The 12657-nt window shown below is 64.2% G+C and carries 10 protein-coding genes; all 10 read left to right on the forward strand.

Features of this window, described 5'->3' with window-relative positions:
- Positions 1-49: 49 nt before the first annotated feature.
- The 10 genes from ACLD02_RS08180 to ACLD02_RS08225 all read left to right on the forward strand — a co-directional run bounded on the left by ACLD02_RS08180 (position 50) and on the right by ACLD02_RS08225 (position 12657).
- Positions 50-1213, forward strand: a complete 1164-nt coding sequence (locus ACLD02_RS08180) for an ABC transporter substrate-binding protein (protein ID WP_203100664.1) — start codon at positions 50-52, stop codon at positions 1211-1213.
- Between the two features lie 252 nt (positions 1214-1465).
- The gene (locus ACLD02_RS08185) at positions 1466-3550 is read left to right on the forward strand and encodes a 3-hydroxyacyl-CoA dehydrogenase NAD-binding domain-containing protein (RefSeq protein ID WP_410298413.1); all 2085 of its coding nucleotides are present in this window, start codon (positions 1466-1468) and stop codon (positions 3548-3550) included.
- Between the two features lie 31 nt (positions 3551-3581).
- Positions 3582-4781 (forward strand): acyl-CoA dehydrogenase family protein, encoded by a 1200-nt coding sequence (locus tag ACLD02_RS08190; protein ID WP_203100668.1) that lies wholly within the window; start codon positions 3582-3584, stop codon positions 4779-4781.
- A gap of 13 nt (positions 4782-4794) precedes the next feature.
- Entirely contained in the window at positions 4795-5946 is a 1152-nt protein-coding gene (locus tag ACLD02_RS08195; RefSeq protein WP_410298414.1) for an acyl-CoA dehydrogenase family protein, read from the forward strand.
- 148 nt (positions 5947-6094) lie between these two features.
- On the forward strand, positions 6095-7126 hold the full coding sequence (locus ACLD02_RS08200) for an NADP-dependent oxidoreductase (RefSeq protein WP_203100672.1): 1032 nt from the start codon (positions 6095-6097) through the stop codon (positions 7124-7126).
- A 9-nt stretch (positions 7127-7135) separates the two neighbouring features.
- Positions 7136-8584, forward strand: coding sequence for an MDR family MFS transporter (locus ACLD02_RS08205; protein WP_203100674.1), 1449 nt, complete (start codon positions 7136-7138; stop codon positions 8582-8584).
- Positions 8584-9504 carry a ketopantoate reductase family protein gene (locus ACLD02_RS08210; RefSeq protein WP_203100676.1) on the forward strand — a complete coding sequence of 307 codons (921 nt, stop codon included), beginning with the start codon at positions 8584-8586 and terminating at the stop codon, positions 9502-9504. Before ACLD02_RS08205 ends, ACLD02_RS08210 begins: the two co-directional genes overlap by 1 nt.
- A gap of 96 nt (positions 9505-9600) precedes the next feature.
- On the forward strand, positions 9601-12078 hold the full coding sequence (locus ACLD02_RS08215) for a TonB-dependent siderophore receptor (protein ID WP_410298415.1): 2478 nt from the start codon (positions 9601-9603) through the stop codon (positions 12076-12078).
- Positions 12079-12094: 16 nt separating this feature from the next.
- Positions 12095-12352 (forward strand): hypothetical protein, encoded by a 258-nt coding sequence (locus tag ACLD02_RS08220; protein WP_203100680.1) that lies wholly within the window; start codon positions 12095-12097, stop codon positions 12350-12352.
- On the forward strand, positions 12352-12657 hold the full coding sequence (locus tag ACLD02_RS08225) for a hypothetical protein (protein WP_410298416.1): 306 nt from the start codon (positions 12352-12354) through the stop codon (positions 12655-12657). The genes ACLD02_RS08220 and ACLD02_RS08225 overlap by 1 nt, the downstream gene beginning before the upstream one ends.

Raw genomic sequence — 12657 nt, forward strand, 5'->3', positions numbered from 1 at the left:
CACAACACACAACAATAGCCCAACAAAAACAATGGGAGAGAAAAGCATAATGAATCTGACCAAAACCTTTAAACGCCTGGCGACCGCCAGCGCCGTGGCCCTGGCCCTGGGTGGCGCGGCTCACGCCGAGGAAGTGACCATCGGTTTCACCGGTCCGCTCAGCGGCGGCGCCGCCCTGTACGGCGAGAACACCCTGGAAGGCATGCGCATGGCCGCCGAGGAAATCAACGCCGCCGGTGGTTTCGACGTGGATGGCGAGAACTACACCCTCGAGATCGAATCCCTGGATGACAAATACTCGCCCAGCCAGGCGGCGGTGAACGGCAAGCGCCTCGTGCAACAATACAAGGCGCCGGTGATTTTCACCCCGCACTCCGGTGGTACCTTCGCGCTGCAGGCGTTCAACGAGCGCGACGGCTTCCTGATCATGTCCTACACCTCGGTGCCGGCGGTAACCGCCAAGGGCAACGAGCTGACCGTGAAGATCCCGCCCAACTTCACCGATTACCTGGTGCCGTTCACCAAGATCACCATGGACCGCTTCGGCAAGAAACTGGGCGTGGCCAATGCCACCCACGACTACGCCAAGTACTGGACCAAGGAATTCGTGCCGGTATGGCGCAAGGCCGGCGGTGACGTGGTGTCCATGAACCCGATGGATTACAACAAGTCCGCGGATTTCTACACCGGCGTCAGCAAGGTGCTTTCCGAGAAGCCGGACGTGCTGTTCGTGGGGGGCGCCTCCGAGCCCACCGGTCTGGTGGTGCGGCAGGCCCGGGAGCTGGGCTTCAAGGGCGGCTTCGTGATCATGGACCAGGCCAAGATCGATGAAGTGGCCAAGGTGTCCGGCGGCCTGGAATCCCTGGAAGGTTCCGTGGGCGTGGTGCCCCTGGCCGAGTACAACACCCCGGGCGCGGAGCGTTTCGTCAAGCTGTGGAAAGAGAAGCACGACGGCGTTGCCACCTCGGAAACCGCCTACCACTACTTCGCCACCTACCTGGTGATGCACGCCATGCAGGAAGCCGGCAGCGTGGACGACCCGCGCGCCATTCGCGCGGCCATCCCCAAGGCCCTGGCCAAGGTGGACCCCAACCACAACCCCTATGACGTGACCGACATCACCGAGGACGGTAACCTGGGCGCCGATCCGCAAATCGCGGAAGTGGTCGACGGCAAAGTGGTGATTCGCGAAACCTCCGACTACAAAGAGTAAGCCCGCCACCGGCGGTACCAAGGGCACCCGGGAGGGTGCCCTTTTTGATTCCGCCAGCCGGAGGCCTCCGTGCCGTGATCCGGTCATTGGCGGGCTCGTCCGCTAGATAAAACCAAGTTTCGAATTATTGATAAAAGGCCCGCTTTTCTTATACTGAGGGGCCTGGAATTCAACCCGTTCTAAAGGCCACCGGAGACGCCGGAAACATGGCGAAAAAAGACATTTCCGGGGCTTTTTGCTGAAGGAGAGATCATGAGCGACGTAGTCAGCTACCGCCTGGAAGGCGACATCGGCGTCATCAGCGTCAATTACCCGCCGGTCAATGCCCTGGGGCAGGGCGTGCGCGAGGGGCTGGTCGAATGTCTGCGCCAGGGGCTCAAGGACGACCAGGCCAAGGCTCTGGTGGTGATCGGCGAAGGCCGTACCTTCCCGGCCGGCGCCGACATCCGTGAATTCGGCAAGCCGCCCCAGGGCCCGGCCCTGCCGGACGTGGTCGCCGAGTACGAGAGCAGCGACAAGCTGGTGGTCGCCGCCATTCACGGCACCGCCCTGGGCGGTGGCCTGGAAGTGGCGCTGGGCTGCGACTACCGCGTGGCCGTGGGGTCCGCCAAGGTGGGCCTGCCGGAAGTGAAACTGGGTATTCTGCCCGGTGCCGGTGGCACCCAGCGTCTGCCGCGCCTGATCGGCGCCCAGAAGGCCCTCGAGGTGATCGTCTCCGGTAACCCGGTGAAAGCCAAGGATGCCCTGGCCCTGGGCATCGTCGACGAGATCGTCGACGGTGATCTGCTGGAAGGGGCTTTGGCCTACGCCCGCAAGCTGGCCGCCGACAACGCGCCGCTGCGTCGCATCCGCGATCTGCAGGCACAAAAGGAAGACGCCGACCTGTTCAGCAACTTCGAGAAATCCATCGCCCGCAAACAGCGCGGCTTCAAGGCCCCGTTCCACTGCATCAAGGCGGTGCAGGCGGCGGTGGAGCTGCCCTTCGACGAGGGTATGAAGCGTGAGCGCGAGCTGTTCGCCGAACTGCTGGTGAGCCCGGAATCCCGCGCCCAGCGCCACGTGTTCTTCGCCGAGCGGGAAGTGGCCAAGGTGCCCGGCCTGGCCAAGGACACCCCCAAGCGCGAGATCAACCGGGTGGCGGTGATCGGCGCCGGCACCATGGGCGGCGGCATCGCCATGAACTTCGCCAACGCCGGCATCCCGGTGAAGATCCTGGAAGTGAAGGAAGAGGCGCTGGAGAAAGGCATCGCGGTGATCCGCAAGAACTACGAGAACACCGCCAAGAAAGGCCGCATCACCGCCCAGCAGGTGGAAGACCGCATGGCGCTGATCCAGCACACCCTGAGCTACGACGACCTGTCCGACGTGGACCTGGTGATCGAAGCGGTGTTCGAGAACATGGACGTGAAGAAAGCCGTGTTCTCCGAGCTGGACCGGGTCTGCAAGAAGGGCGCGATCCTGGCCACCAACACCTCCACCCTGGACGTGAACCGCATCGCCGCCTTCACCCAGCGTCCCGAGGACGTCATGGGCATGCACTTCTTCAGCCCGGCCAACGTCATGAAGCTGCTGGAAAACGTGCGCGGCGAGAAAACCTCCGATGACGTGATCGCCACGGTCATGGACCTGAGCCGCCGCATCGGCAAGGTCGGCGTGCTGGTGGGCGTGTGCCACGGCTTCGTCGGCAACCGCATGCTGCACAAGCGTCAGGCGGAAGCCGTGCAACTGGTCAACGAAGGCGCCAGCCCCGCCCAGGTGGACAAGGTGCTGTTCGATCTGGGTTTCCCGATGGGCCCGTTCGCCATGTCCGACCTGGCCGGTATGGACGTGGGTTATCGCATTCGCGAGGAGCTGCGTAAGGAAGATCCCGACAACGCGCCGCCGCGTAACTGGACCGACGAACTGGTCGAGCAGGGCCGCTTGGGCCAAAAAACCCAGGCCGGTGTGTTTGACTACAAGGAAGGCGACCGTACCCCGGTGCCTTCATCCGAGGTTGACGCTCTGATCGCCAAATTCCGCGAAGAGCAGGGCATTCAGTCCCGTGAAGTCAGCGATCAGGAAATCCTGGAGCGCTGCATGTACGTGATGGTCAACGAAGGCGCCAAGATCCTGGAGGAGGGCATCGCCGCCCGCCCCCTGGACGTGGACGTGATCTGGATCTACGGCTACGGCTTCCCGGTGTACCGGGGCGGCGTGCTGTTCTGGGCCGATTCCGTGGGCCTCAAAACCATTTATGACAAGGTGAGCCAGTTCCACAAGGAAACCGGTGACGATGTATGGAAGCCGGCGGCGCTGCTCGAGAAGCTGGCCAACGAGGGCAAGGGCTTTTACGGCTGAGCTCGTTCATCGCGGCATTAGAGAGGACACTATGGATATTAATTACACCCCGGAAGAGCGCGCGTTCCGTGACGAAGTGCGTACCTTCCTGAACGACAAACTGCCGGCGGATATTTCCCGCAAGGTGAAAGAGCACAAACGCCTGGGCAAGGAAGACACGGTCCGCTGGCAGAAGATTCTTAACGAGCAGGGCTGGCTGGCCCTGCACTGGCCGAAGGAACATGGCGGCACCGGCTGGAGCCCGATCCAGAAGCACATCTTCGAGGAAGAGTGCGCGGAAGCCGGCGCTCCCACCGTGCTGCCGTTCGGCGTCAACATGGTCGCTCCGGTGATCATCAAGTTCGGCACCCAGGAGCAGAAGGATTATTACCTGCCGCGCATCCTGCGCAGTGACGACTGGTGGTGCCAGGGCTACTCCGAGCCCGGCGCCGGTTCCGACCTGGCCGGCCTGAAGACCCGCGCGGTGCGCGAAGGCGATCACTACATCGTCAATGGCCAGAAGACCTGGACCACCCTTGGTCAGCACGCCAACATGATTTTCTGCCTGGTGCGCACCGACCCGGATGCCAAGAAACAGGAAGGCATTTCCTTCCTGCTCATCGACATGGAGAAAAGCGAGGGCATCACCGTGCGCCCGCTGATCACCCTGGACGGCGAGCACGAAGTAAACGAAGTGTTCTTCGATAACGTCAAGGTTCCCGTGGAGAACCTGGTCGGCGAGGAGAACAAAGGCTGGACCTGCGCCAAGTACCTGCTCACCTTCGAGCGTACCGGCATTGCCGGCGTCGGTTCCTCCAAGGCCGCCCTGGCGCACCTCAAGCAAGTGGCCCGCGAGCAGATCGTCAACGGCAAGCCGTTGATCGAGGAGCCGCATTTCCGCGCCCGCCTGGCGGACGTGGAAATGGAGCTGATGTCCCTGGAGATGACCAACCTGCGCACCGTGGCCGCCGCCGAGGCCGGTGGCGTGCCCGGCGCGGAAAGCTCCTTCCTGAAAATCATGGGCACCGAGCTGCGTCAGGAGATCACCGATCTGTTCCGCCGCGCCGCCGGCCCCCACGCGCTGCCGTTCCTCCCCGAGGAGCTGGAAGGCGATTTCGAGGGCCCCTACGTGGGTCCGGAATTCGCCGCCTCCGTGGCCAGCCGCTACTTCAATTTCCGCAAGCTCTCCATCTTCGGGGGCTCCAACGAAATTCAGAAGAACATCATCTCCAAGATGATCCTCGGACTGTAAGGAGTCGACCAACATGGATTTCAAACTCAACGACGAGCAGCGCATGCTCGAAGAGACCGTGGGTCGTCTGGTCCGTGACACCTATACCTTCGACGCGCGCAACAAGATCCTGGAGTCCGAGCAGGGCTTCAGCACCGACATGTGGAACCAGTTCGCCGAGCTGGGCCTGCTGGGCGTGCCGTTCTCCGAGGAAGCCGGTGGCTTCAACGGCGGTGGTCCGGAGCTGATGGTGGTGGCCGAGGGCTTCGGTCGTGGCCTGGTGGTGGAACCCTACCTGGCCACCGTGGTGCTCTCCGGCACCCTGATCGACAAGCTCGGCGACGATGCCCAGAAAGAACAGTGGGTGAGCGCCATCATCGGCGGTGAAACCCGCTTCGCCCTGGCCGCCTACGAGGCCCGGGGCCGCTACGACCACACCGTGGTCGAGACCAGCGCCAAGAAGGATGGCGACGGCTATGTGCTCAGCGGCGAGAAAGCCGTGGTCCTGCACGGTGACAGCGCCGATCAGCTGGTGGTGATCGCCCGCACCGGTGGTGACGCCGACGCCCGCGACGGCCTCAGCGCCTTCATCGTCGACGCCAACGCCGACGGCGTGAGCCGCAAGGGCTACCCGACCATCGACGGTCTGCACGCCGCCGAGATCACCCTGAGCAACGTCAAGGTCGGCGCCGATGCCCTGCTGGGCGAGGAAGGCAAGGCCATCGACGCTCTGGAAGCGACTCTGGATCTGGCCCTGATCACCCTGTGCGCGGAAGCCTCCGGCGCCATGGAAGTGGCCTGCGACCAGACCCTGGAATACATCAAGGAACGCCAGCAGTTCGGCGTGCCGATCGGTAAATTCCAGGCCCTGCAGCACCGCATGGTGGAAATGCGCATGGAACTGGAAAAAGTGCGTTCCATCACCATGCTCGCGGCCTGCAGCCTGGACGCTCCGGCGGACCTGCGCAAGAAACGCATCTCCGCGGCCAAGGCCCAGGTCGGCAAATCCGGCCGCAAGGTGGCCGAGGAAGCGATCCAGCTGTTCGGTGGCATGGGCATGATGGAGGAGACCCCGGTTTCCCATTACGCCAAGCGCATCGTGATGATCGACCACTGGTTCGGCGACCGGGAATACCATCTGGGTATCCTGGAAACCCTGATCGATGTGGACGACCACGCGGCGTAACCAAAAAGGGCGGCCCGCGGGTCGCCTTTTTTTGTTGTCCTAATTCTCCGTAGGAGCGACTTCAGTCGCGATCAACCGCCTTGGCAATCGCGACTGAAGTCGCTGCTACGGTTTGTCACGAATAACAAATTTATCGGGAGAGAGCATCATGACCGTCAATCGCCAGATCATTCTCGCCAAACGTCCCACCGGCATGCCCGGTGATGAAAACCTGAAACTCCAGGAAGGCAGTGTCCCGGAAGTGGGCGACGGCCAGGTACTGGTACGCACCATCTATCTGTCCCTGGACCCCTACATGCGCGGTCGCATGAGCGCCGCCAAGTCCTATGCCGCCAGCGTCGAGGAGGGCTCCGTCATGGAGGGCGCCACCGTGGGCCAGGTGGTGGAATCGCGCAGCGGCGACTTCAAGCAGGGCGACTATGTGCTGTGCCCCGGGGGTTGGCAGGAGTATTCCGTCAACAGCCCGAAAATGATGCGCAAGCTGGACCCGGCCCAGGCACCGATCAGCACCGCCGTGGGCGTGCTCGGCATGCCAGGCTTCACCGCCTATGTGGGCCTGGATGAAATCGGCAAGCCGCAAAAAGGCGAGACCGTGGTGGTGTCCGCCGCCGCCGGCGCGGTGGGTCAGGTGGTCGGTCAGATCGCCAAAATCCAGGGCTGCCGCGTGGTCGGCGTGGCCGGCGCCGAGGACAAGTGCAAGCACGTGGTGGAAGCCTATGGCTTCGACGCCTGCGTGAACTACAAGGACGCGGACTTCCGCGACCAGCTCAAGAACGCCTGCCCCGACGGCATCGACGTCTACTTCGAGAACGTGGGCGGCGAGACCTTCGACGCGGTGATGGAGCTGGTCAACGATTTCGCCCGCATTCCGGTGTGCGGCCGTATCGCCCACTACAACGACACCGAGCAGCCCCAGGGCCCGGACCGCCTGCCCGGCTTCATGGGCAAGGTGCTGGTCAAGCGTCTGCTGCTCAAGGGCTTTATCCAGTTCGATTACGCCCACCGTGGCCCGGACTTCCAGCGTGATATGAGCGCCTGGATTCGTGACGGCAAGGTCAAATACCAGGAAGATGTGGTGGACGGCCTGGAAAACGCCGTGTCCGCGTTCCAGGGACTGCTGCAAGGCAAGAACCGGGGCAAGCTGCTGATTCGTGTCGGTGACGACCCGACCCTGAAGTAAGGGTCCTCCATGTCCGACAATCCGGCCGTGGCGCTCCTGTTCGAGCGTCATGGGGCCCGCTATCGATGGTTCGCCACCGTCACGGTGATGCTCGGCACCCTGTCCGTGGTGCTCGCCGCCACCATCATCAATGTGGCGGTGCCATCGATCATGGCTCAATACGCTCTGGCCCAGGATCAGGTGCACTGGCTCGCCACCGGTTTTCTGGCGGCGATGACCGTGGGCATGCTGCTCAATGCCTGGGCGGTGGCCCGCTTCGGGTCCCGCCGGGCGTTCCTGCTGGCCATGGGAATCTTCATCGTCGCCTCCCTGGTGGGCGGGTTCGCCGACAGCTTCACCGTGCTGGTGCTGGCCCGCGTGGTGCAGGGGGTGATGGCCGGCATGATCCAGCCGCTGGCGATGATCACTATCTTCCAGGTGTTTCCGCTGCACAAGCGCGGCCAGGCCATGGGCATCTACGGCATGGGCGTGATCCTGGGGCCGGCCATCGCGCCGGCCCTGGGCGGCGTGCTGGTGGACGCCTGGTCCTGGCGTGCCACCTTCTTCGTGGTGTTGCCCGCCTGCGCCCTGGCCATGGCCCTGGGCCGCGCCTTCCTGCCCGACCACCGGGAAGCGGATGCCCCCCGTCTGGACTGGGCCGGCCTGGCGCTGCTCAGTCTGGGACTCACCGCCACCCTGTGGGCGATGGCCTCCGGGTTGCGCCGTGGCTGGCTGGAGCCGTTGCTGCTCAGCGCCCTGGTGGGCGGTCCGTTGCTGTTGATTGTCTTCGTGCTCTGGCAGCGGCGCGCCCCCCATCCGTTGTTTGACCTGCGGGTGTTCGCCACCCCTGGCTTCGGCGGCGGTTTCCTGCTCTCCATGGCGATTGGCGCCGGGGTGTTCGCCTCCACCTATCTGTTCCCGCTGTATTTCCAGCAGGTATCCGGGTTGAGCGCTTCCGCCTCCGGTCTGATGCTGATGCCCGCCGGCCTGGCCATGGCGTTCATCTTCCCGTTCGTCGGTTACCTCACCGACCGCATGCCGATCACCGGCCTGGTGGCCGCTGGCCTGTTGTTCTTCATCGCCAGCATGGTGATGATGCGCGCCGCCGATGCCACCACCACCGGTGCCTGGCTGATTGCCTGGGCGATACTGGCGCGCCTCGCCATGGGCCTGATGATGCCGCCGGTGACCACCGGCAGCCTGATGATGTTGCCGCCGGCGCTGATTTCCCAGGGCTCCGGCATCATCAACTTCGGCCGCCAGATCGGTGGTGCCCTGGGCATCAACCTGTGCGCCATCTGCGTACAATTTTTTTCCGACCGTTACTGGCGGGCTTTCCCCGAGGCCGGCCACGGCCACGCCTTCGAGGTGGGCTTCGACGACGCCTATCTCATGTTACTGATCGTTTTCGTTCTCGGTTTCTGGCCCCTGCGCGCGCTGCGCCGGGGCGAGCAACGAATGCACGCGGAGAAATCCTGATGACCGATTCCCAACCCCATGCCCTGATTATCGGCGCCGGCGCCATTGGCAGCTTCTACGGTGCCATCCTCAAGCGCGCCGGCTGCACCGTGAGCGCCGTGGTACGCTCCGAATACGACGCCATCAAGGAGCACGGTTTCCAGTTCGAAAGCCCCCTGGGGGATATCTCCTGGACCCCGGACCACCTGTACAGGGACGGCGATGCCCCGGCCGCCACCCCGGACTATGTGATTCTGGCCACCAAGGTGCTGCCCGGCAGCGACCGCGCCGCCCTGGTCAAACCCTGGGTGGGCGAGGGCACCCGCATCGTGCTGATCCAGAACGGCCTGGACATTGAACGTGAACTGGCCGACGCCTACCCGGACAATCCCATTATCAGTTGCCTGGCGTTCGTCGCCGTGAGCCGGGTGGCGCCCGGGCGCATCAAGCACAACGCCTATGGCCGCCTGGTGATGGGGCGTTTCCCGTCCGGCCTGGACGTTCACTGCGAAGCCCTGCGTGACCTGTTCGTGGCCGGCGGCATCGACATCAAGCTGGCCGAGGACGTGGTTCGGGAACGCTGGCTCAAGTGCGTCTGGAACACGCCGTTCAACCCGCTCTCGGTGCTCGCCAACGGTGCCGATACCCTGACCATGCTGGACGCCCCCGGTGGGGAGGAACTGGTGCGCGGCATGATGGAAGAGGTGATGGCCGCCGCCGCCGCGGACGGGCACCCGTTGCCGCCGCAACTGGTGGACAGCAACATCGAAGGCACCCGCAAGATGCCCGCCTACAAGAACAGCATGGCGCTGGATTACCTCAATGGGCGGCCCATCGAGCTGGATGCCATCCTTGGCAACGTGGTGGCCATCGCCCAGCAGCACGGCGTCGCCGTGCCGCGTTTGGAAACCATGCTGGCGGCTCTGCGCATGCGCGCCTGATTGCCCCACCGTGAAGACGGCGTGATTGCCTGATCCTCCTTAATGAGACTACAATTAATAATAATTCTCATTAATGATATGAAGAGGTGATGGCCGATGCACATGCGGATTGGCATGACGCCCAGCGCGGGCGTGTTGATGGGGTGTTTCGCGGTTTCCCTGGGCGCCCTGGCGCCGCCGGCGCTGGCTCAGGCAGTGGATTCACCCCGTGCCAGCCATCGTCCGCAGCGCGTGCGGGTGGCGGTGCCCGCCCAGGATCTGAGTCGGGCGCTGGCCAATCTTTCCCAGCAGACCGGCGTGCCCATCCGCCACGCCGGCGGTCTGCCGGCGATCACCGCCAACGCGGTCAACGGTACCCTCAGCCTGGATCAGGCCCTTGCTACTCTGTTGGCGGGCAGCGGCCTCACCTGGCGCTTCACCGACGACGGCGTGTGGGTGGAAAGCGACGCCTCCGAGAGCCACCGTCTGGAGCAGGTCGAGGTGGTCGATCAATCGCCGGTAGCGGAATACGCCTGGGGCGCCGCCAGCAAGGGCTATCTGGCCACCCACTCCGCCACCGCCACGAAAACCGACGCGGCGCTACTGGAGGTGCCGCAATCAATCTCCGTGGTCACCCGCCAGGAAATGGACGACCGTGGTTCCGACACGGTGATGGACGCGCTCAATTACGCCGCCGGTGTAAGCACCGAGCTGTCGGGCATCGACAGCCGCGTCGACGATATCCGGATTCGTGGCTTCGACGCCGGGAGCTGGAGCAACAACATGTACCTGGACGGCCTGCGCATGCCCCGTGGCGGCCAGTGGACCACCACTCAGGTGGACGCCTACGGGCTGGAGCGCGTGGAGGTCATGAAGGGCCCCGCCGCCGTGCTGTACGGGCAGGTGGCGCCCGGCGGGCTGGTCAACATGGTGGCCAAGCGGCCGGCCCATGATCACCGCAACGAGGTGGTGCTGGAGGCGGGCAGCTTCGACCAATACGAAGGCGCCTTCGATCTTGGCGGCGATCTCACCGGTGATGGCCAGGTACTGGGCCGTTTGGTGGGTTCCTACAACGATGGCGATGCCCAGGTGGACGAGACCGAACTGAGCCGGCTCTACCTGGCGCCCAGCGCCACCTGGTTCGTGTCCGACGACACCGACATCACCTTCCTGAGCTATTACCAGAAGGACGAAGGCGGCTCCACCTATCAGTTCCTGCCGGTACAGGGGCTGCTGTATCCCACTCCCTACGGCTACATCGACCGCGACACCTTTCTTGGCGAGCCGGACTGGAACACCTATGACCGCGAACAGTGGGCGCTGGGCTATGACCTCAACCACTATTTCAACGACGTCTGGTCGTTCCGTCAGAACGTGAAGTACAGCTATGTGGACTCCCTGTTCCGAACGGTGGTGTCCAACCCGCGTCTCACCGTCGCCAACGGTGGCCTCAACGCGGACAACCGCACCTTCCCCCGGCGTGGCGTGAAAGGCGAGGGCGATCTGCGCAGCATCCAGGCGGACAACCAGTTCAAGGCCCGTTTCCGCACCGGCGGCCTGAGTCATGACATGGTGATGGGCGTGGACTATCTGCGCAGCCACTGGCAGGCCACCCGTTACATGGTGACCGCCAACATCACCGACATCGATGTCTTCAATCCGGTCTATGGTGGCGCCGCCGGGTTCGAGGAAAGTCTGGCGGTGCAGATCGATCAGGACCGCATCGAGCGCCAGACCGGCGTCTACCTGCAGGACCTGATCGCATTGAATGACTGGCGGTTCACCCTGGGCGCCCGCCAGGATTACTTCAAGGTGGATGCGCTGGACGACGCGGACTCCGCGGACGACGACGCGCTCACCTGGCGTGCCGGCGCTACTTATCTGTTCGATAACGGCCTGGCCCCCTACGCCAGTTACGCCACCTCCTTCGAGCCGCTCAGCGGCGACGATTCCAGCGGTTCCCCGTTCGAGCCCTCCGAGGGCAAGCAATACGAAATGGGGCTGAAGTTCCAGCCGCCGCGCAGCAACAGCCTGATCACCCTGTCACTGTTCGATCTTTATCAGACCAACCTGGTGGTCACCGACGGCAACCCGCCGGCCAACGCGGAGTGTCTCAGCACCGGTTCCTGCCAGCGACAAACCGGCGAGACCCGCACCCGGGGCGCGGAGCTGGAAGCCAAGATGTGGCACGAAAGCGGGCTGAGCGTCACCGCCAGCTACACCCACCTGGACACCGAGGTCACCGAAGGTGATCAAGAGGGCAACGAGAAGCCCCTGGCGCCGGAAAACATGGCCAGCCTGTGGCTGGACTATCAATGGCGCCAGGGCGCCCTGGCCGGCCTCGGCCTGAGTGCCGGCGCTCGTTATGTCAGCAGCCTGTATGGCGACGCGGAGAACCTCTACCGGCTGGACAGCTACACCCTCTACGACGCCTCCCTGCGTTATGACCTGAGCCACCTGGGCGCCCGTGGTGTTACCGTGGCGCTCACCGGGCGCAACCTCAAGGACGAGGAATACCTGACCACCTGCACCGTCTACGGCTGTTCGTTCGGCTCGGCGCGCAATATCACCGCCAGTGTCAAATACCGCTGGTAACAGGAGGGAAGAGCACATGGCCATCGCCATCAGTCTGATCCTGAGCATCGTCGGCACCGCCTTGCTGTATCTCGCCTCGCCCAACCAGGGCTGGCTGCGCCAGCCGCTGGGGAGGGCCTGGGTGCCCTGGGCGGTGGTGATGGTGTTGTTGTCCTGGCCCGCCTGGATGGGCGCCCTCGATCCCAAGGCCGGTTTCTTCGCCGCCCTGACGCTGCTGATGCTGCTGCTGGGGCTGTTGCCGCTGCTTTCCTTGCTGCGTGGCGGGGCCCGCTGATGGCGAAACCGAAGTACACACCGATCCGGCCGGACTGGTGGAGCAAGACCCTGGCCGGTGGCGTGCTCGGGTTTACCCTGGGTGTCGCGCTGAGCGGTCTGTTCGCCTGGCTGGGCCCCGGCGGCATCGAAGCCGCCAACAAGGTGCAGGTGGTGATGTGGCTGGTGCCGGTGCCCTGGATGGCGGCCTTCTCGCTGGTCTATCTGTTTCCCAGCGGCGTGCGCGCCTGGTTGTGGCTGGGCGCCGCCAACCTGCTGGCCTTCGGCGCGCTGGTGGTGGCCCGTGGCGCGCTGGCGGGGGGATGA

The organism is Alloalcanivorax sp. C16-2 (genome assembly GCF_046507615.1).
Lineage (GTDB): Bacteria > Pseudomonadota > Gammaproteobacteria > Pseudomonadales > Alcanivoracaceae > Alloalcanivorax > Alloalcanivorax marinus_A.